Below are 21346 nucleotides of genomic sequence, written 5' to 3'. Positions count from 1 at the left end.
TCATGACGATCCGTCAATATATACGCCGGCACATGTATCGCTGGCACCGCATCGCCAGTTTGATCATTGCTATACCTGTTTTTTTGTGGGCACTCAGCGGCTTCATGCATCCGTTGATGACCAATGTGCGTCCGCAGGTAGCTACACAAAAATTACAGGCACAGGTTATCGATACGTCGGCCATAAAGGTATCTTTGCGGGAAGCGCTGGAGAAAAATAAGGTAGATAGTTTTAGTCAGTTCCGGTTGGTGGCCATGCACGGCAACTGGTTTTACCAGGTGAAGTTGCCCGGGCAGCTGGTCCTGAAATATTACAGTGCAGAGAATGGCAAGTTGTTGCCCAATGGAGATGAGCTATACGCGCGATACCTGGCCCGGCAATTCCTGGAAGGGGATGAACTGGCAGCCGAAGCGACGAAAGGCAACAAACTGTTAGCTTCCCTGCAGCCTGAGCCATTGCCCGGAGGAGGCAGTACACCAGCTTCGGTTGCCCTCCATGGTGAAGAGCAGGACTGCTGTACGAATACGATGGCAGCGATCCTCAACACGACCAAGGGGGCTAAAATAAGCTCGGTCGAGTTCAAGACACAGTTTGACGAAGCATACAAATACGTGAACCGTTACCTGCCAGCTTATAAAGTGAGTTTTGCGCGGGAAGATGGTATTCGTATATATGTAGAAACGGGCTTTGACCGTTTCGCGTTTGCGGTCGACAATAAACGGGCGGCTTTCGATACCTTCTTTTCCTGGTTTCATACCCTGGGTTGGCTCGATGTGCTGGGGCGTGGTAAACACCTGGTAGAGGTAGCCATCATGTTGCTGGCCATCTTTACTACCGTAATGGGGTTGTACATGTTCTTTACCACGAAAGCGAAGAAGGCAACTGGCAACCCAACAGTACGCGCCCGCCTCATTCACCGGTATACGGCTGTTACCGCTTCTTTGTTTACGTTGTTGTTTACTATTAGCGGCGGTTATCATGCTTTGTCGAAACTGAAGCCCGATATCCGGGATCAATACGCCGCTAATGATCATTTCTCCATCAGTCAGGCAACACCCAATTTGGACCGTTTATTGCAGGTAGTAGGGGCCGATCAACAGCTGACCAATCTGTCGCTGGTGAAGATGGGAGCGGAGACCTATTGGCAGGTGTTTTCCAAACGCCGCAAGGCGGAGGAGAAACCTGGTGGTGCTCCCGGCAAAGACCTGATGAAAAGCATGAGTGTGCCGCCTCCCTCCACGCTCTATGTGCGAACATCCGATTATACCCTGCTCCACAATGGCGAAGTGTTGTATGCTCAATCACTGGCAACGCGCTTCACCGGCCGACCTGCTGATAAGATCATCAGTACAGCCGTGGTGACGAAGTTTGAGGGCGAGTATGGGTTCGTCAACAAGCGACTGCCGGTATGGAAAGTGGGCTATGCGGAAAACAGCCACGAGCGCTGGTATGTAGAAACGAGTACGGGTAAATTATCTACCCTGGTCAATGACCAGGATCTCGCAGAAGGGTATAGCTTTGCCTTGTTCCATAAACACCATTTTATGGATTGGGGCGGCAAACTGACCCGCGATATCAGTACGATGTTCTGGGCCTTTTTACAAATGCTCATGATTGGGTTGGGATTGTGGTTCTGGTCCAAAACGCGCAAAAAAGCCTGGACAACGAAGCTGGAACAAGGAGGTTAGTAAGCGTCTTTTGGATAGAGCGGTAATGCCCGGAAAAAGTCATTGAGCGCGACGATCGGCCTTACTGCCCGTATCGGCTCATTATATAGTCAAGCCTGCAGCGACAACTTCACCAAGTTGCCGCTGCAGGCTTTTTTAATGTATCAATACTGCTTAGATGTCTCGTTCATATCACGCTGATAACTCCATCATATCCCGTAGATGTTCCGTATCTATATAGAGACGGAATATCTACGGGATATATACGAGACATCTACGGGATATCTACGGAACATCCTGGTATGGGCAGACAATACGAAACCCATCCGGATCGCTGGTGGCGGCCCGGTGACGGGTATCATAAGTTCATTTTGCTGGATGGGAGGGCGGGTGAAACGGGCTTACAGGAAGCTTTTGCGGTAGGCGAGTGGCGTGGTGTTGGTTTTGTTCTTGAACAGCTTATTGAACGATTGCGGGCGTTCGAAGCCCAGCTGGTAGGCGATCTCTGCCACCGTCAGCTCGGTTTGTGCGAGGAAGGTGCGGGCCTGGTCGATCAGGCGATCGTGGATATGCTGCTGGGCTGTTTGCCCCGTATGGGTACGCAGCATGTCGCTAAGGTAGCCAGGCGACAGGTTGAGTTGACCCGCCAGGTATTCGACGGTTGGCAGGCCTTGTTCGGTGGTTTTGTCGGATTGGAAGTAGTCGGTCAACAGGTTTTGCATCCGGTCGATGAGGTCGATGTTGGCCGCCTTGCGGGTAAGGAACTGGCGCGTATAAAACCGGTTACTGTAGGTAAGCAACAATTCGAGGTGGGCAACGACGACATCCTGGCTAAACTGATCGATGGGACGCCTGTATTCGGTGTCGATATCGTTCATGATCCGCCCGATGAATTGTTCTTCTTCGTCGGAGAGGTGCAAGGCTTCGTTGACCGTATAGCCAAAGAAGCCATATTCTTCTATCTTTTTCGCCAGGGGATAATGTCTGATCAGGTCGGCATGAAAGGAGAGGCTAATGCCACTGAGCGAATAATCCATATCGCTTTGATTGGCCAGCAATTGTTGGGGCGCAATGAATGACAATGCGCCTTCGTCAAAATCATAGTAACTGCGGCCATATTTGAATTTTCCTTTGAACCCGCGCTTCAGCGCCACACAGTAGAAGTTGAGGGCGAATGGCTGCGACAGTTCCGGCGCATTGTGCATGGAGTCTTCCATCCTGAACACGCTGATCAATGGATGCAGCGGTTTTGGCAGGCTCAATATCCGGTGTTGTTCGGCTATTGTGTTGATCAGGTATGGTGATGTCGACTTCATGTGTTAGACTGATAACAGCGCAGACGGCCTATGGTTGTCTGCGCTGTCGGGTTATTGTTTTGGTGCATGCCGATTCGGGGACTGGCTGCCCGATGGCCGTGCAGGCGGCGGTTCCGCGCGGCTATTTACCCACCATTTGCATACCGGACGCATCGTAACGGTCGCCGGTGGCAGTACCCAATGGTACGATCGCTTCCAGCTGTGCTAATTCTGCGGAACTTAACTTAATCGCCCCTGCTGCTATGTTTTGCTCCAGGTATTTGACGCGTTTAGTACCGGGAATGGGTACAAACCCTTTCGATACTACCCAGGCCAATGCCAGTTGGGAAGGGGTGATCTGCTTAGTGGCAGCCATTTGTTTGATGGCTTTGACCAGGTCGAGGTTCTTGTAAAACTGTTCGCCCTGGAAGCGGGGCATCGACTTCCGGAAATCATCTGCCGGGAGGTCGTCGGGTGTTTTTAGTTCGCCGGTGAGCCAGCCGCGGCCGAGGGGTGAATAAGGCACAAATCCAATGCCGAGTTCCTGCAACGTGGCAGTAATGCCTTCTTCTTCTACCGAGCGTTCAAAGAGCGAATATTCCGATTGAACGGCGGTGAGGGGATGAATGGCATGGGCTTTCCGGATGGTGGTGGAAGCGACTTCCGACAGGCCGATGTAGCGCACTTTGCCTTCCTGCACGAGTGCTGCCATGGCGGCTACCGTTTCTTCGATAGGGGTGTTGGGATCTACGCGGTGCAGGTAGTAGAGGTCGATGTAGTCGGTGCCCAGGTTCTTTAAAGAACGTTCTGCTGCTTTCTTTACGTAGGCTGCATTGGCTTTAAAACCCCAGGTGAGGGTGCCGCTATCGTCGATCTCGTAACCAAATTTGGTGGCGATGGTATAGGCGGAGCGATTGCCCTTGATGGCTTTGGCGATGAGCTGTTCGTTGACGAGCGGACCATACAGGTCGGCGGTGTCGAGGAAGGTGCAGCCCAGTTCGCGGGCGCGGTGAATGGTGGCGATGGCTTCTGCTTCATTGGCTTTGCCGTAGATGTCCATGCCTGCCATGCCGGTCATGCCCATACAGCCCAAGCCTATTTTGGATACGATCAATCCCTGGCTGCCTAATGCTGTTGTTTCCATGTGCTTTGATTTTAGAACAACAAAATTCGGCTTCGGGCGTGGGGCGAAAGTTTCCGGATCACGGATAGTTGTATCCAAAACCGGGGAGGGGTTAACTGGCTGAAGCTCCGGCAGGTTGCTGACCGATCGGGCCGGGTTCGCCTGCATCAATATATTGTAGGGAACGCCTGTTGAAAAACAACAGCCCGCCCATCAGCGCGAAAATCATGCCGGGGAGCAGAAACTCCAGGATGGTATTGTTGAGCAGCGCAAACGTACGAGGTAAAAAGCGGAGGCTGATCTGTGTATTGATGAATCGTCCGATGACGAAGGCCGTAAGCCAGGCGATGACCGTGCTGAAGACGCTCCAGTGCCGGCGGCGGCATAGTAGTATGCCCAAGATCAACGCTATCAGTAAGCCTGCTAGTTTTGTGAAGAACGGTATGGCCAGGTAATAAGGCATGGAAGTTTTCAGCGCTACATGACGCCGGGCTAGTTGCTGTATCACGTTTTCGTCAGGCGAAGCTGTGCTAACTGCCTCGATCAACGGTGTGAACCATAGATGTGCCACGCTGTAAAAGGCTTCCCCAATAAACCAGTACGCAAGGAAATGGATCAGCAGCAATCGCCTGTTGAGGGTGAATGATGTTTTGTCGTTGGGTGTTGAACGGGGCATGGGTGCGGGTTATTGTTATGTCGTTGTGGTTTTGCTATCAGTGGCTGGCTTGCTGGAAATACGACCCGTTTCAATAAACGAGATAGCCGCTCTGCTATAGATCAGTAGCAGCGCGATGCTCAGTAACAAGCTGCCATAGAGAAAAATGGCGATCCAGAGCGGAATGATCGTTGTTCCGATGTCAAGCACCAGGTCGTTTATCAGGGGGAAATTGGGTCCGTAGTAGTAAAATAAAACCGATAGTAGTAAGCCCAGGATGGTGTTCGCCACCGCCCAACCTCTTTTTCTGGATAACCGGGTAGTCAATAAAAGGACCAGGCCCGGGCCTGCAAAAGGGATTACCTGTCGTATAAAGGTGATAACAGGAGGCGGATCGGGAGGAAAACACATGACAGGCAGGTCGAGCGTGCCAATAAAGGCCCACAGTTGCATCGCAAATGGAAAAAGCCAGCAGGCAATACTGTGCAATAACACCTGTCGCCAGTTGAAGGCAAATCGATTTTTGAGAGGTGAAGTAATATCGGTCATGGGGTGGTGGGGCGCGATAAGTGCGTAATTAAAACCTGGGGTTGCCTGATGGGCCGGAGCTATTCTGGTTAGTGAACGTATACATCAATCCGACCTGGAAGACGCGGTGAGCGCCGTCGCGGCCACTGCCATTGGGAACGCCATTGGGGTCGGTGGTGATGCCCCTGATCAATCCGCGAAAACCATAGTTGTAGCGCAGGTCGATGGCCAGTTGATTGGTGAGCCAATAACTGCCGCCGGCATCGAGGCCCCAGTCAAAATGCTGGTATCGATCGGTGATATCGTCTTTGTTGGACCCATATTTTGAAGTCGCTTTTACGAGGTAGCCAAATTCAGGTCCGGCATACAATTGAAATTTTGTAGCTACGGGCACCGACAGTAACAGCGGCAGGTTGATGTAATTCATGCGACTGGTCACCTGACCGTTGGCGCCTACCAAGGGCGAGCGGTATCCTTTCTTGGAGTAGAGCAGTTCCGGTTGCAGCACCAATCCGTCTCCAATGGGAATGATGAAAAGGGCGCCCAGGTAATAACCAACGCTGGCTGTATTGGGATTGCTGTCGCGGTACCGGACATTGTTGATGTTGATGCCGCCTTTTACGCCGGCAACGACCTGTGCATCGGCGGAGAACATGGCTGCGAACAGCAGTGCGTGAACGACCAGTAGTTTTTTCATTGGTGGGCAGGTTTCGATCTGCCTTAAATGTACGACGCCAGGCTGTAACGGCAAAGGATATGTCTGATAAGCCGATCTACACCCCGGAAGAGGCCGTTGAGGCGGCTTTTTCGCGCAATGAACCCTGGCTCTCCGTCGAAGAGTAGCTGATGGTGTACTGGTGCATCGACACTGCGATTACAGGAAAGTCAATTATTTAGCGCCTGATACCTTGCAGCTAAATTCCAAGGCAAAGTTTTATCTTGAGGATCTATTATGAACCGGCAACTGACGATCACGGGGTACTCCACCGCACTTTTTTCTACCTGGTATTTTATCGACGAGTTGTCGCTGCTGCTCGATGCCGGCGACGGCGTAGCTGCTGGTCTGTTGCAGAAAAGCCGCAAGGTGAACCATGCTTTCATCTCTCACCCGGACCGTGATCATTTGATGGGCCTGTTTCAGTTTAACCAGCTGAATGCCCGCGAAGGTGGGCCTGTCATTTATTATCCCAAAGATTCTTCGTCTTTTCCCGCTATGCAGGCCTTTATGTCAACATTTGATCCGCATGTATCGGGAACGGTATGGCGCCCCATCGAAGCCGGGGCACGCATCGCTGTCAATCCTGAGATCCAGGTGGAGGCGATCCGTAACGGTCACGTAGAAGTGCCGATGGGCGTTGTGAAAAGCCTTAGCTTTAAAGTCGATGAAGTGAGAACAAAACTAAGGCCAGATCTGGTCGGATTGCCGGGAGAGGAAATCAGGAAGATCATTGACGAACAAGGCAAGGCCAGCACGACGATCGAGGTCCATAAAACCCTGGTGGGCTACTCGGCCGATACGCCGGTAGAAGACCTCGAGCGCTGGAACCATTGCGATGTGCTGATCCATGAAGCCACCTTCCTGGGTGGTGACGATGACCAGCAGCTGATGACGCACGGGCACAAACACAGCACCCTCGAGCAGGTGATGGAGATGGTGAGTGGCTTGCAGATCGGTACGCTGGTACTGGGCCATTTTTCGGTGCGTTATAGTGCTGAACAGATCGACGGGAAGATCCGCCGGCTGTGTGACCAATATGCGATCAATATACCCGTACACCGCATCCTGCCGGGTGAGATCGGCCGGGATATTTTACGACAAACCCCTATCAATGCTTAAAAAACGTTTTACCGCTGTAGTGCGTTTACTACTGGTTGGCTTGCTGCTGATTGGTACGTCGATGACCGTAAAAGCAGATACCGTTGATAATTACCAGATCTACCTGCGGGATAGCCTGGTAGGAAATGAACAGGATCGGGGCGGGGTTGTATTACGGGCCGCGCATATTGATGATACCCTCAAGATCATTTACATTCATTGCGGCATGTATTATGGCGAGCGAAAGCTTGTGCTTAAAGACGATCACGGCAAGGTTGTGTTGCAGGTAGTGTACCCAGAGCTACAGTTAGGAATGATGGTTTTACCTGTACGCCAGATCGCCCTCGCATTGCAAAAACAGCCTCATGTGGGTACGCTGAAGTTTTTTGACGGATATTTCAGAGAGAATGGCGCGTGGATTACACAAATAAGGGTTGATATGCCTTGGTCCGTGTTGACTCCTGCAGAAAGAATTTTGTCAGGCAATCTGATAGGCCCGGGCGGCTGGTTGGTGATTGTAGTTGTCCTGATCACGATCGTTTGGCGTATCATTGCAGGAATAACCAAAACGAGAACCCGTGTCAACCAATAAACCCGCCCATTTCGATCGCAGCCTGCTTGGCCCCGAAGACCAGGCGATCCTGCAGGAGTTTTACGCACGCAAGGAACGGTTTGACCAATATTTACAAGCCCGTCAGGTGCACCTGGTGACCTGCCCCGGCTGTGGCTACCCGACATTGACCCAACGCAAAGGATATGAGATCTGTCTGGTCTGCAATTGGGAAGATGATGGTCAGGACGAAGCCCAGGCCGATGAGGTTTGGGGTGGCCCCAACGGCAATATGTCGCTGACGGAAAACCGGCTGGGCATTGGTGCTTTATTGCAGGCCAAAGCGGCCGAGCAAGGCGCTGCTATCCTGACTGAACCCGGACAGGTGCTGCCCATCCTGGAATACCACCAGGAAGTCATCGACCGCTTTATCGATCAGGGGGTAGAAGGACCCTCGGGTGTGGCCATGTACAAGGTCAAGGTCGAGCAATTGCTGAAGGCGTTGACGGGCAAGAAAGGGTAAATGGTGGGAGGGGTAACTTATAAAGAAAATCCCCCAAAGCTTCGTTGGGGGATTTTTATTGGCCGACCAGTTTTTCTCGTGGAGAGATTCTTGGGGTTTAGAGTTTGAACGCTACGCTGGCAATGAAGTGCGCAGGCTTTTGAGGTGTACCGTTGTTGTTCCAGAAACGCTCATTGGTCAGGTTGTTGCCTTTCAGCGACAGCCTGTATTTGGGAGCGTCGTAAAACAGTGTACCACTTATCAACGTATAAGAAGGCACTTCGAAAGCGTTGGCTGCATCGAACCAGGAAGCGCCCACATAATTCACCCCGGCACCGATGCCAAGGCCTTTGGCTTTACCTTCCTGCAGGCTATAGCTTACCCACAGGTTACCGATGTTGCGGGGGCTGAAGATCACGTTCTTGCCCTTCAGTGCGGCCGTAGAATTGACGTATACGTTTTCATTGTAACCATAACCCGCCACGACGTTCATGCCTTTTACCGGGCTGGCGATCACTTCTGCTTCCACACCGCGGCTACGTTGCGTACCATCCTGACGTGTGAAGGTCTGGCCATTCACCACTTCCGTGCGGGTAGAGTTGGTGACGTCGATCTGATAAACACTTACACTACCGTTCAACTGCGTATTAAAGAGATCAAACTTCACACCACCTTCCCATTGGTTGCCATATTGAGGATCCAATACCAGGATGGTATTGTCTGGTTGTGTAATTGGCGCCAGGTTCACAAAGCCATTCATATAGTTACCGAAAACCGACAGCCTGTTACGCAGTAATTGGTATACCAGGCCAAACTTGGGCGACAGCGAGGTTTGCTCATAAGCACCTGCATACACACCCGTGTTCAGCGTGCGGGTACCGTCTGTGCTAAATCGATCCACGCGTAAGCTCAACATGGCCATCAGGTCGTCCGTGATGTTCACCACATCAGAAGCGTAGATGCTCGCGTTCTTAGATACGGTGCTGGTACCATTGAAGCGGGTGGCGGAAGCTGCATCCAGCGCTGGCCGGCTCATGTCCTTGAGGGGACGGCGAAGATTGATGGTATCAAAGTTGATCGTTGCCCGGTACAGTTCGTTGTAGTTGTAATTGTAGTCGAGACCGATCACCATCCGGTTACGGATACCGGCGATCTTGAAGTCGCCAATGAAGTTCTGCTGAATCTCGATATTGCCGAATGTTTCTGGTGTCTGGTTGCGTACCACGCGGGCAAAGGTTGAATCGGTCAGCATATTCAAAGCCGTCCAGTACAGGTGTTTGTAGAAACCCACCGAGTACAGGTACTTGGTTTGTGATTTCCATTGGTCAGAGATCTTGTAGTCGATCTGGAACTGCAGGTTGTTGATGCCGTTGGCTACATCGGTGCTGTTGTTGATATAGGCTCTGTTGTAATCCAGCGGCAGGTCTTTGAAGCTGCGGGCAGTAATGTTGTTCAGGTTGCCGAGGCCGAATGACTGTACGGTATAGTTGCCGCGGGTGGCTTCCAGGTCAAGCGTGAACAGCAATTTATCATTCACCTGGTACGTGAAGGTAGGCGCAAAGGTGTAGTTCTTGTTGAAGCCCTGGTCCTGGAAGCTGCCTTCCGATTGGGCGGCTGCGTTCAAGCGGAAGAGCATGGTCTTCTCTTTGTTGAGGGGCGTATTGATATCCGCCGTTACGCGGCCAAAATCGTAGCTGCCTGCTGCAAAGCTCACTTCGCCACCGAATTTCTCATAAGGGCGTTTGGTAACATAGTTGTACACGCCACCGAAAGTGGTGTTACGGTTGCTGCCAAACAAGGTGCCCGATGGTCCTTTGATGGATTCAATCCTTTCGAGGATAGCCGGATTGAGGGGAACGATCGCGCTGGTGGCCATACCATTTCTCATACCAATGGTGGTAGAAAAGCCACGCATGCTGAGGCCCATCGAACCACCTGCGGAGAAGTTGGGAACGGCACCGGGCACATTGCGAAACAGGTCGGTACGTTCAATGATCAGCTGGTCGGTCATCAGGGCACGTCCCACTACATTATATACCTGCGGGTTTTCCATATTGCGCAAAGGCATACGGGCGACAAACTCGCTGGATTTATAGACGAATTTACTTTTGGAGTTGGTAACGATCACCTCCGCCAGTTGATTGGTGGAGATGGTCACCTGCAGGTCAACCGTTACGGTCTTATTTTCTTCCACCACCACTTGCTGGCGAACGGTTTCATAACCTACCAGGGTCAATTCGAGTTGCTGGGTGCCAACCGGTACTTTGGTGAGGATATAGGTACCGCCTTCTTCACTGACAGTGCTGCGGCCGGTGCCGACTGCCACGATGGATACAAAGGGGGCGGGTTGATTGTCGCTCGTTGTTACCCGGCCTCTGATGGTGCCGGTGGGGGCTTCGTGCGCCATCGCGTTACAAGCCAGTACTAAGAAAGCCAAAACCAGGTACAGATTCTTCTGCATAAGCGTTCGTAAAATTTTGCGCAAAATTGAGCGCCTACAATCATTTATCCCTTACGCATCAGGAAAATGGGTTTACTAATTTGGAAAAAAAGCACTCCCAGATCGGGAAAAAACGACGAATAAGACCGGACAGTCGGCGAGCGCTCGGTCCAGGAGGCATTGGCTGCAACGTGAAACCTGACTGGTACGTCAATTATATACCAGCCAACAAAGGACTATGCAAAAAAAAGTGCCCCGACAATTGTCGGGGCACCTGCACTTATGTAGAAATCTGTAAACCCAATATTACTCGCTGATCGCACGGTCGAGGTGTACATAGCCACCATCCACGTGAATCAGTTGGCCGGTGGTATGACTGGAAGCTGCCGACAGTAGGAAGGCGGTGGCATTGCCCAGTTCTTCCGACGTGGTCATACGGTGTTCCAGCGGGATCTTCGAAACGATCGACGCCAGTTTGGCTTCCGAATCGGGCAGGCCCTTGATCCAGCGCTCATACAAGGGCGTCCAGCATTCCGCCACCACGATGGCATTCACCCGGATGCCGTAAGGCAGTAATTCTACCGCCCACTCGCGGGTCAGCGCATTGCGACCGCCATTGGAGGCGGCATAGGCAGAGGTACCACCCTGGCCTGTTTCTGCCGTCTTGGAGCTGATGTTCACGATCGCACCCTTCGACTTTTTCAGTTCGGGTAAAGCGTGGTGCGCGATGAGGTAGTAGTGTATGAGGTTCTTGTGCAGCGAAGCGATAAAACCCTCATAGCTGCCGTTCTCCAGGCCTACACCGTCATTGACGCCTGCATTGTTGACCAGTCCGTCGATACGGCCATATTGGCTGATGACGGCCTTTACAGCGGCTTCACAGGCTGTGGGATCGGTGAGCTCTGCCACGACCTGGCCGGCCTGCTGACCCGCCGCTTTGATCTCGCTAACGGTTTTATGGTTGTCGTCTGCATTGCGGCCCAGGATTACGGGGATCGCTCCCTCAGCAGCCAGTACTTTTGAAATGCCTTCTCCGATGCCTTTGGCGCCGCCGGTTACAATGATGACCTTGTCTTTTAATTGAAGATCCATATGGCGATTCGTTTAATGGGTTAGGGTTGATAAGCTTTCGCTACCTGTTTGCTGGTACCGAGTCCGTCGATGCCGAGTTCCATTACGTCACCGGCTTTGATATAAACCGGCTCTGGTTTTTGACCCAGGCCCACACCCGCTGGTGTTCCGGTAGAAATGATATCGCCGGGCAGCAGGGTCATGAACTGGCTCAGGTACGATACCAGGAAGTTGACGTTGAAGATCAGGTTGGCGGTGGTGCCGTCCTGATAGGTTTTGCCATTGACGGAGAGCCAAAGGCGCAGGTTGTTCACGTCTTTGATTTCATCGGCGGTTGCGATCCAGGGACCGAGTGGTGCGAAAGTATCGCAGCTCTTACCCTTTACCCACTGTCCGCCACGCTCCAGCTGGAAAGCGCGCTCGCTGTAGTCGTTGTGCAGGGCATAACCGGCGATATAATCTGCCGCGTCTTTCTCTTCTATATAAGAAGCTTTTTTGCCGATGATCACGGCCAGCTCTACTTCCCAGTCGGTCTTGGTGCTGTTTTTGGGGATCACCAGGTCATCGTTGGGACCTACGAGGGCCGAAGTCGATTTGAAGAACACGATGGGCTCTGCGGGCAGCGCCATATTGCTTTCTTTGGCGTGGTCGGCATAGTTGAGGCCGATGCAGATGATCTTGGAAGGACGAGCCTGGGGGGCAGCCCAGCGAATGTTTTCCGCTACTTCGGGCAACGAAGGATTTTTATCCAGCGCCGCTTTCAGCTGGGCAATGCCGTCTGTTCCAAAGAAAGTCTCATCATAATCACGGGTAATGGAAGACGTGTCATAACGCTTGCCATCCAGTACAACGCCGGGCTTTTCCTGTCCGGGTGCTCCAAATCTGATTAGTTTCATGCTATTCAGTATAGTTTAAAAGTAGAATATACGATGTTGTTTTTGTGCCTGCTCAGCGTTCGATGAGGAACACCTGCATGCTGCGTGGCCCGTGGGCGCCAATCACCAGCGATTGCTCGATATCGGCGGTCTTGGACGGCCCTGCAATGAACACGCCGTAAGCAGGGTTTTGTTGTCCCATGACGGCATACGCGTGGTGCATGTTACCGACCAGCGTATCCTTATCGATCACCAGCACCAGGTGTTGTGTGAGGAAGGGGAGTACCCTGTTGGCACAATCCCAGTCGGTGAGCCAGATCGCTGCATTCTCCGCTACGCCCAGTTGCCCTTTCAATACCACCACGTCGATGGCGGCGGGATCCTGTACCAGTTGTTCGTTGACAGCTGTATCACCATCCACATAGTTCACGATGCGTTGCGCCTCGGGGTACAGTGCTTTTACGGCTGGTGCGATGGGCGTCCCTGCTTTTACCAGGTTGGCCTTGCCGCCCGATTTCTCCAGCGCTGCGCTGAAGGATGCCAGCAGGTCTTCTGCCGGCCAGGCAAAAGCCGGTATCTCCGGTAAAGGTACAGGGGCTGGTTTATTTTGTCTGGCTGCTGCCAGTATTTTATCACGACTCATTATTGGTTTCCTCCGTTTTTCTGGTACCATTCCCGGAAGCTCTCTTTGGGAGGCGTGGGAAGGTCTCTTTGTTTGGCCCAGGGATTCAGTCTCTTGTTCAACGCCAGCGAAGGGAACCAACGCAGGAATTTGCGCGCCCATTTACCGGCAAAGCTATAGCGGGCAGGGGAGGAGAGTACACTCGCCATGGCTTTCATACTGGCCGTTTTGGCGGCGGGCACGTATCCTTCCTGGGTCAATACCTGTCGCCATTGGTACAGCTGGTTGTGGATATCGATCTTGACCGGACAAACATCTGTACAGGAACCACAAAGGGTAGACGCAAAGGGCAGGTCTGCATTCTTGCGCATGTCCAGGTTCGGGGCCAGGATGGCACCAATGGGGCCTGCTGTTGCGTTGTGATAACTGTGTCCGCCACTGCGGCGATATACGGGGCAGGTATTGAGACAGGCACCGCAGCGGATACACTTCAGCGAATTGCGGAAAGCTTCACGACCCAGCTGCGTGGTGCGGCCATTGTCGACGATCACGATGTGCATTTCTTGTCCGGGTGCCGGTTTCCTGAAATGGCTCGAATAGGCGGTGATGTTTTGCCCGGTGGCATTGCGGGCCAGCATACGCAGGAATACACTGAGGTGTTCCGTACGAGGAATGAGCTTTTCGATGCCCATACAGGCGATATGGACTTTGGCGAGGTGGGCACCCAGGTCGGCATTGCCTTCATTGGTGCACACCACGATAGCTCCCGTCTCTGCTACGGCGAAATTGACGCCGGTAATGGCGATGTCGGCAGCCAGGAATTTCTGGCGTAAATGTTCTCTTGCTGCCAGCGCCAGGTACAATGGATCGGATGCGCCTTTTTCGGTACCGAGGTGCTGGTGAAAGATCTCACCCACTTCTTCTTTCTTGATATGGATAGCCGGCAATACGATATGGCTCGGCATTTCTTTGTTGAGTTGCACGATGCGCTCGCCAAGATCGGTATCTACCACTTCAATGCCCTGTGCTTCGAGGTAGGGATTGAGGTGACATTCTTCGGTGAGCATCGACTTGCTCTTGACGATCTTCCTGGCGTTATGCTGTTGCAGGATGCTGTGCACAATGCGGTTGTGGTCGGCAGCATCGGCGGCCCAATGTACGATGACCCCATTGGCCTGGGCGGCAGCTTCAAACTGCTCCAGGTATTGATCGAGTTGGGAGAGGGTATGCTCTTTGATCTGCGAAGCGAGGTTACGCAGTTGCTCCCACTCCGGTATCTCATTGACGATCTTATCCCGCTTGTAACGCACGAACCACAATGTTTCATCATGCCACTGTACCCGCGCCGGGTTGGCGAGGAACTTTGTAGCTGCTTCTGCGTGTGGTATTGTTTTCGTCTCCATGTATGATAGAATAGTGAAAAACTATAATCCGGCTGCCAGTACTTCTGCAATGTGCATGACCTGTACCGGCAGTTTACGTCGTTTGATCAAGCCTTCCTGGTGCATGAGGCAACTGACGTCGGTGCCGGTGACTACCTGTGCTTCGTGTTTGGTGTAGTCGGCTACCCGTGATAGTCCCATGGCAGCCGATACGGCCTCTTCGGTTACACAAAAAGTGCCACCGAAACCGCAGCATTCATCGGGCCGGTCGAGGTTGACGAGTTCGATGCCCTCTACCATTTTCAACAACTGAAGCGGTTTGGAAAAACGCGGCGTTACTGTTTCGGTGGACGCTGCCAGTTGAAGGCCACGCTGCCCGTGACAGCCCTGGTGTACCGCTACTCTTTTGGGGAAGCGGGCCTGAAGCGATTGCACCTGCACGATATCGGTGAGGAATTCGCAGAGCTCGAACACGCGTTGGCGTACCTGGGTGGCTTTGTCTTCCTGCTTCGGGTCGTGTAAATGGTCTTTCACATGCAGTACACAGCTGCCAGACGGTGATACGATGTAATCGTATCCGTCGAAGGCTTTGATGAAATTGGCGTTGCACGAATGGGTCAGGTGTTCAAATCCGCCGTTGGCCATTGGCTGGCCGCAGCAGGTTTGTTGCATAGGAAAGTGGACATCGAGTCCCAGGTGTTGCAACAGTTTGAGGGTGGCAATGCCTACCTGGGGGTAAAACTGGTCTACATAGCACGGAATGAACAGGGCTACACGCATCTCAAATAATTAACTGTTCAACTTAATAAACCCGCCGTCGATGGGGTAGTCGCAACCGGTAATGAAGCCTGCTTCATCGCTGCACAGGTACAGGATGAGGGCGGCCACTTCTTTCGGCTCGGCCATGCGGCCGATGGGTTGTGTTTTGGATAATTTGTCAAACATCTCTGCTTCCTGTCCGGGATAGTTGTTCTTAAGGAATCCATCTACGAACGGGGTATGCACGCGGGCGGGCGATACGGAGTTGCAACGGATGTTCTCTTTGATATAGTCTTTGGCTACCGACAAGGTCATGGCCATCACGGCGCCCTTGGCGGTAGAGTATACGAACCGGTCATTGAGGCCTACCCAGGCAGCGATAGAGGCCATGTTGAGGATCACACCACCGCCGGCAGCCCGCAATTGCGGGATGGCTGCGTAGAGACAGTTGTATACGCCTTTCACGTTGACGTTGATGACACGGTCGAAGTCGGCTTCGGGCGTGGTATCGGCTTTGCCGATATGGGCGATGCCGGCATTGTTGACGAGGATGTTCAGTGGCCCGATCTTGCCGAAGGTGGCGATCACATCTACCTGGTTGGCGACATTGCAGCTATGGCCGGTGGCCTTGCCGCCGGCTGCCGTGATCTCCTGTACGGTGGCGGCCGCATTGTCTTCGTTCAATTCAATAATATGCACTTCCGCTCCTTGCTGGGCAAACAACACGGATATGGCCCTGCCAATTCCGCTGCCGCCTCCTGTAACTACTGCTTTCTTACCAACTAATGAAAACATTTTAATGCTAATATTAAACGTGTAAAATTATACGGATCGACGAAACAACTGTCCTGTACCTGCTGCTAAGCTGCTGCGGGCAAAGGCTTTACTTTATATCCCTTCCAGCCATACCAGGCAACCACCACAAAGCAAACCAATGGAATTAAATAGCCATATTGAATATTGCCTGTAGCGTCGGAAATGCCTCCTAATGCAAATGGAAGCGCTGCGCCACCCACGATGGACATGATGATCAGCGATGATCCCAGTTTGGTATCGGCACCAAGACCATGAATGCCCAGTGAGAAAATGGTTGGGAACATGATGCTCATAAAGAATCCTATGCCAATCAGGGCGTACACGACGGCCATACCCTCGGCAAAGATCACCACCACGGAAAGCAGTATGTTGATGATCGAGTAGATCGTCAACAGCTTTTGTGGTTGGATATAACGCATCACAAAAGTTCCGATAAAGCGACCCGCCATGAAGGCGATGCCATAGCCATAGCCCAGGAACTCGGCAGCCCTTTTTTCATTGATGCCAGCTGCCTTGGTCACAATCACAATAAAGAAACTGGTGACACACACCTGGGCGCCGACATAAAAGAATTGGGCGATCACCGCTCCGGTGAGGTGTTTATATTTAAACGCGTGCAGAAAACTTTTGCTTTCGCCAGCATTGTCTTCTTTGGTGTCGGGCATTTTCGCAAAGGCAAAAATGACTGCAACGGTCAATATGATGAGGCCGAGGATCAGGTAGGGCATTTTTACACTGTCTGCTTCCGATTGAAAATAGGCTTCTCTGGCTACGGCACTCATGGCTGCCAGTTCTTCATCTGTGTGAGCGGTGCCAGACAGAATGAGTTTACCTCCGATCAATGGAGCTACCACGGTAGCGAGTCCATTGAATGACTGGGCCAGGTTGAGTCGTTGGGTGGCTGATTCGGGCGGACCCAGTACGGTGGCGTAGGGGTTGGCGGCCGTTTCGAGAAAGGTAAGGCCGCTGGCGATCACAAACAAGGCTCCGAGGAAGAGTGCATAGGTGCGCGTGGAAGCGGCAGGCAGGAATAAAAAGCAACCACCTGCAAATAGTATCAGTCCAAGAAGGATACCTGCTTTGTATCCATATTTACGCATGATGTAGCCAGCCGGTAAGGCCATGGCAAAATAGGCGATGAAAACAGAGAAGTCCACGAGGGAAGACTCTACCACATTCAGCCGGAATGTTTTTCGTAAGTGCGCTAAAAGAATGGGGTCGATATTGTGAATGAAGCCCCAGAAAAAGAAGAGGCTTGTGACAAGGATAAAGGGCAGTAGCAGGGTTTTCCTGGCACTGGAAGCGGGGTTCGAAACGGTTGGCGAAGCAATACCTGGCATAGCATGAAAAGTTTTGACAAAAGCTGTTATATGTAATTGATCGGGTTGAAATTAGGGCAAAAAGGCGATCTGCTTCGGGCGATGAACGCAATCGTTCCCGGAGCAGGGCAGGCTAGCTGGCCTGCAGGTCGAAGATCTTCTCCATCAGTAACCATTTTTCACCCGGTTTTGCCACGGGAAGGGCCTGCTGGTATTGCCACATCAGCTCTTCCCAGCGTTGTACCGTGGGGTTGGCGGCATCGGCAATACTTTTCCGGTCGAATGAAAACGTATCATTGACTTCCATGATCATGAACAAGCGATCGGCTACCCGGTAGATCTCCAGTTGTACAATACCGCTCTCGCGGATCGATTGCAGTATTTCGGGCCATACGGCACGGTGATAGGCCTCGTATTCGGCAATCAATACCGGATCATTCTTCAGATCCAGGGCAAGACAATATCGTTGGTAGTTGCTCATGCGTAATGGTTGTAAATGATTTGTAACCTCAATATTCATCAATGTTTGTGAATATCCCTATGCCTTGCCAAAATAGTTTATTATAATGGCAATACCATGAAATGGCACTTGCTCTTTTGTTCCTTATTTGCATGCATAACCTGCTTAAACCTGCAATTAATAAAAGACCAAAATTAATTGCCATATCCGTTCCGGCCGGCCAACCGGAATCGCAGGGCTTCAAAAACCCGATTACAAAACGTTCCGAACGATCAGAGCATACCCAATGCACTGACCGTTAACAACTGAAAATTGCATGCTTTATGAACAGTAAGCTCTCCGTGCACCGCCGTGCTCCTTATTCAACGCGGCCATGGTGGTGTATCGCACTCCTCGTTTTGTTTTTTCAACTTCCATTTGGTTCCCTATTTGCGCAGACGAAAACGGTGACGGGTATCGTGACCGACCTGAAGGGTAATCCCCTCTCCGGTGTCAGCGTCAATATCAAGGGTACCACCACCGGTGCTACGACCAGCGCAGATGGTAAATACAGTATCGCTGTAGCCGGCGACAACATCGAGCTGGAATTCTCCTCTGTAGGCTTCCTCGCCAAAGTAGAAAAAGTAGGTACGCGCACCTCGATCAATCTTTCGCTCAACGAAAGCACCTCCAACCTCGATGATGTGGTAGTGATCGGTTATGGTGGCAAACAAAAGAAACGCGACGTCACCGGTTCGATCTCCTCGGTCAATGCCAAGCAGATCGAAGAACGTCAACCCGTCAACATTTTCGACGCCTTGCAAGGGCAGGGCGCGGGTATCCTCGTCGTGAATGACGGTGGTGGCGCTCCCGGTGCAGAAGGTACCATCCAGATCCGCGGTGCCTCTTCGCTCAATGCAGGCAATGGTCCCCTCTACCTGGTAGATGGTGTGATCAACCCCAATGGTGCCAGCATCAACCCGATGGATATCGAGCGTATCGAAGTATTGAAAGATGCAGCTTCTGCCTCTATCTATGGATCACGTGCTGCCAACGGTGTTATCATCATTACCACCAAAAAAGGTAAAGAAGGCAAACCCCGCATCGACGTGAACCTGACCAATATCTTTGGTAAACTGGCGCATAAACTGCCGATCAACAATGCACAGGGCGTACGGGAGTTCCGCCGCCTGCAAAACGATAACCCTACCTCGGGTGGTAATACCGATTCGCTCAACCCCGGTTTCAACTCAGACAATGACCTGCAAGACCTGCTCCTGGGCGAAACAGCCCGCAAGACCCAGGTCAACCTCGGTGTTAGCGGCGGTCGTCAGGGCCTCAGTTACTATACGGGCCTCAACTACCTGGAAGACGAGTCTATCATCCCCAACAGCTATATCAAGCGCGTACAGGCGCGTGTGAATGTCGAGTACCAGGCTACGTCCAAACTGAAATACAGCAACAACATCACGTTTGTATGGCAGAAGGGAAATTCTATCCCGGTGGCGCGTACAGTAAACGTAGTGTTTGACCGTCCTTCTTTCTCGCGCATCTTCTATCCGGATGGGTCTTTGACCAGCTATATCGGTTCCAAAAGAAACCCGCTGGCCAATGCCCTGTACGAAAAGAACGAACTCGAGATCATGTCGGGTCAGTTGAACAACAGCCTGAACTACCAGTTTACAAAGGACCTGACGTTTACGACCATGTTCAATGCCATTCTCGAGAACAGGCAAACCATTCAGTTCTCTCCCCGCATCCTGTCTACCAACCGTGACCAGAACAGCGGTTCGAATGAAATGGGCAAGAACTTCTTCTGGGAGTACCAGGCCTTCTTCAACTACAACAAGAAGATCGGAGATCATAATATCCAGGGTGTAGTAGGTTTCAGCGCCGACAAGCGCCGCAATGACCTGCACCACAGCGAATACAAGAATGTGGTGAACGAAGAGGTGTTCGTTACCTTCCCTTCTTATATCGTTCCTACTGACACGTATACCGGCGCTACCGGTGTTACTTCACAGAACGTATTCACCCGCTGGAACTATAGCTACAAAGGTACCTACAACGTGTCGGGTGTATTCCGCCGCGATGGTTCTTCCCGCTTTGGTCCCGAGAACAAATACGGTAACTTCTTCTCCGGTTCGGCCTCCTGGCGTTTTTCGGATGAGCAGTTCATGGGCTGGGCTTCAGAGTTCCTCAATGATGGTCGCATCCGCGTAGGGTATGGACAGGTAGGTAACGACCAGATCGGTAACTACGATCACCTGACCAAGTACCAATTCGACGGTAGCTATGGTGGTGTGGGTAGTGCTGTTACGAGCAACCGTTTTGGTAACAAAGCCATCAAATGGGAAACTGTAGAACAGAAAAATGCAGCGATCGAACTGAGCTTCTTCAGGGGCCGTCTGCAATTGTCTGCTGAATATTATGTCAAGACGACCAAGGACCTACTCTATGATCGTCCGCTCGCGAATGAGGCCGGATTTACTGTCGTGACTACCAACGTAGGTACGATCCGCAACCGTGGTCTCGAGTTCGTCGTGAGCGGTACACCACTGGTTAGCAAAACTTTCAACTGGGACATCAGCGGTAATATCTCTTTCGAAAGAGGTACCATCGTATCCCTGGCTGATGGCGGTTCCTTTATCGCCGGCAATAAATGGTATGTAGAAGAAGGTGGTCCTATCGGCAACTTCTATGGCTGGAAGAGCCTGGGTGTATACCGTTGGGATGAGTCCAATGCCTATACGCAAAACTGGAATCAACTGACCGTAGAACTCGATAAAGACGGTAAGCCGTTGTATGAAAATGGCAAACCCGTATATAGCTACAATGGCCAACCCTATACCGACCGTGTATACAGCATGTACGATCCCGGTGGCAAACTGAAAGGCGGCGACGCCATCTGGAAAAACCTGAATGGCGATAGCCTCATCAATGACGCCGACCGTCATGTGATCGGTAATTACCAGGCCGATTTCTACCTGGGTATCATCAACAACTTCCGCTACAAACAATGGGGGCTGTCGTTCCTGATCAATGCCTCGGTAGGTGGCGTGATCTACAATACCCTGCAATACAACGCCAACTATCCTTCCAATACAGGCCCTGGTTCACCCATGGTGTTGGCCAATTCCTGGAGAAAACCAGGCGATATCGCCACCCTGCCTTATTATCCGCAGCGTCAGAACAGGGGTAACCTGAAAACAAACGGTAACAGCATCTACCTGGAAGACCGCTCTTTTGTTCGGTTGTCCAATATCAGGCTGACCTATACCCTGAAGCCCACCTGGGCCAACAAGGTATTTGCCAAGGGTATTACTGCCTTTGTATTTGGCCAGAACCTGCTGACCTATACCAACTACACCGGCTACGATCCGGAGTTCAGTTCGGGTAATGCGTTGACGCCTGGTGAAGATTCGGGCAAGTATCCGAAACGCCGTGAAGTGGGTATGGGCTTAAATGTTAATTTCTAAAAACGATT

The 21346-nt window shown here is 51.9% G+C and carries 19 protein-coding genes; 5 read left to right on the top strand and 14 right to left on the bottom strand.

Annotation, left to right across the window (positions count from 1 at the left end; translation table 11 throughout):
• The first annotated feature begins 2 nt into the window (after positions 1–2).
• Positions 3–1688: a PepSY domain-containing protein gene (locus tag P2W70_RS20395; protein WP_276483367.1), complete on the top strand. Its 1686-nt coding sequence runs from the start codon at positions 3–5 to the stop codon at positions 1686–1688.
• Between the two features lie 380 nt (positions 1689–2068).
• On the opposite strand, the gene P2W70_RS20390 is transcribed toward P2W70_RS20395, so the two are convergent.
• From P2W70_RS20390 to P2W70_RS20370, 5 genes are all read right to left on the bottom strand, one after another.
• Positions 2069–2983, bottom strand: coding sequence for a helix-turn-helix domain-containing protein (locus tag P2W70_RS20390; protein WP_276483366.1), 915 nt, complete (start codon positions 2981–2983; stop codon positions 2069–2071).
• 121 nt (positions 2984–3104) lie between these two features.
• Positions 3105–4106 carry an aldo/keto reductase gene (locus tag P2W70_RS20385; protein ID WP_276483365.1) on the bottom strand — a complete coding sequence of 334 codons (1002 nt, stop codon included), beginning with the start codon at positions 4104–4106 and terminating at the stop codon, positions 3105–3107.
• A 91-nt stretch (positions 4107–4197) separates the two neighbouring features.
• Positions 4198–4761, bottom strand: a complete 564-nt coding sequence (locus P2W70_RS20380; protein WP_276483364.1) for a hypothetical protein — start codon at positions 4759–4761, stop codon at positions 4198–4200.
• 15 nt (positions 4762–4776) lie between these two features.
• Positions 4777–5193 carry a hypothetical protein gene (locus tag P2W70_RS20375; protein ID WP_276483363.1) on the bottom strand — a complete coding sequence of 139 codons (417 nt, stop codon included), beginning with the start codon at positions 5191–5193 and terminating at the stop codon, positions 4777–4779.
• Between the two features lie 124 nt (positions 5194–5317).
• Positions 5318–5965: a porin family protein gene (locus P2W70_RS20370; protein WP_276483362.1), complete on the bottom strand. Its 648-nt coding sequence runs from the start codon at positions 5963–5965 to the stop codon at positions 5318–5320.
• 255 nt (positions 5966–6220) lie between these two features.
• Here P2W70_RS20370 and P2W70_RS20365 point away from each other — a divergent pair, with 255 nt between their 5' ends.
• The 3 genes from P2W70_RS20365 to P2W70_RS20355 are packed head-to-tail and all read left to right on the top strand — an operon-like array spanning position 6221 to position 8157.
• The gene (locus P2W70_RS20365) at positions 6221–7105 is read left to right on the top strand and encodes an MBL fold metallo-hydrolase (protein ID WP_276483361.1); all 885 of its coding nucleotides are present in this window, start codon (positions 6221–6223) and stop codon (positions 7103–7105) included.
• On the top strand, positions 7098–7676 hold the full coding sequence (locus tag P2W70_RS20360) for a hypothetical protein (RefSeq protein ID WP_276483360.1): 579 nt from the start codon (positions 7098–7100) through the stop codon (positions 7674–7676). Before P2W70_RS20365 ends, P2W70_RS20360 begins: the two co-directional genes overlap by 8 nt.
• Positions 7663–8157: a CPCC family cysteine-rich protein gene (locus P2W70_RS20355; RefSeq protein ID WP_276483359.1), complete on the top strand. Its 495-nt coding sequence runs from the start codon at positions 7663–7665 to the stop codon at positions 8155–8157. The genes P2W70_RS20360 and P2W70_RS20355 overlap by 14 nt, the downstream gene beginning before the upstream one ends.
• 97 nt (positions 8158–8254) lie before the next feature.
• Here P2W70_RS20355 and P2W70_RS20350 read toward each other — a convergent pair whose 3' ends face one another.
• From P2W70_RS20350 to P2W70_RS20310, 9 genes are all read right to left on the bottom strand, one after another.
• Positions 8255–10597, bottom strand: a complete 2343-nt coding sequence (locus P2W70_RS20350) for a TonB-dependent receptor (RefSeq protein WP_276483358.1) — start codon at positions 10595–10597, stop codon at positions 8255–8257.
• 285 nt (positions 10598–10882) lie between these two features.
• The gene (locus P2W70_RS20345; protein WP_276483357.1) at positions 10883–11668 is read right to left on the bottom strand and encodes an SDR family oxidoreductase; all 786 of its coding nucleotides are present in this window, start codon (positions 11666–11668) and stop codon (positions 10883–10885) included.
• A 20-nt stretch (positions 11669–11688) separates the two neighbouring features.
• Positions 11689–12543 (bottom strand): fumarylacetoacetate hydrolase family protein, encoded by an 855-nt coding sequence (locus tag P2W70_RS20340; RefSeq protein ID WP_276483356.1) that lies wholly within the window; start codon positions 12541–12543, stop codon positions 11689–11691.
• Positions 12544–12595: 52 nt separating this feature from the next.
• Entirely contained in the window at positions 12596–13165 is a 570-nt protein-coding gene (locus P2W70_RS20335) for a LutC/YkgG family protein (protein WP_276483355.1), read from the bottom strand.
• Entirely contained in the window at positions 13165–14547 is a 1383-nt protein-coding gene (locus P2W70_RS20330) for a LutB/LldF family L-lactate oxidation iron-sulfur protein (protein WP_276483354.1), read from the bottom strand. The genes P2W70_RS20335 and P2W70_RS20330 overlap by 1 nt, the downstream gene beginning before the upstream one ends.
• A gap of 21 nt (positions 14548–14568) precedes the next feature.
• Positions 14569–15306 (bottom strand): (Fe-S)-binding protein, encoded by a 738-nt coding sequence (locus P2W70_RS20325; protein ID WP_276483353.1) that lies wholly within the window; start codon positions 15304–15306, stop codon positions 14569–14571.
• 9 nt (positions 15307–15315) lie between these two features.
• Positions 15316–16080, bottom strand: coding sequence for an SDR family NAD(P)-dependent oxidoreductase (locus P2W70_RS20320; protein ID WP_276483352.1), 765 nt, complete (start codon positions 16078–16080; stop codon positions 15316–15318).
• Positions 16081–16145: 65 nt separating this feature from the next.
• Entirely contained in the window at positions 16146–17441 is a 1296-nt protein-coding gene (gene fucP / locus P2W70_RS20315) for an L-fucose:H+ symporter permease (RefSeq protein WP_276483351.1), read from the bottom strand.
• A 112-nt stretch (positions 17442–17553) separates the two neighbouring features.
• Positions 17554–17901: an L-rhamnose mutarotase gene (locus P2W70_RS20310; RefSeq protein WP_276483350.1), complete on the bottom strand. Its 348-nt coding sequence runs from the start codon at positions 17899–17901 to the stop codon at positions 17554–17556.
• A 302-nt stretch (positions 17902–18203) separates the two neighbouring features.
• Here P2W70_RS20310 and P2W70_RS20305 point away from each other — a divergent pair, with 302 nt between their 5' ends.
• Entirely contained in the window at positions 18204–21338 is a 3135-nt protein-coding gene (locus tag P2W70_RS20305) for a SusC/RagA family TonB-linked outer membrane protein (protein WP_276483349.1), read from the top strand.
• Positions 21339–21346: the final 8 nt, after the last annotated feature.

This window comes from Paraflavitalea pollutisoli, from assembly GCF_029360705.1.
GTDB classification, from domain to species: Bacteria; Bacteroidota; Bacteroidia; order Chitinophagales; family Chitinophagaceae; genus Paraflavitalea; species Paraflavitalea pollutisoli.
This window is presented reverse-complemented; position numbering and strand designations above follow the sequence as displayed.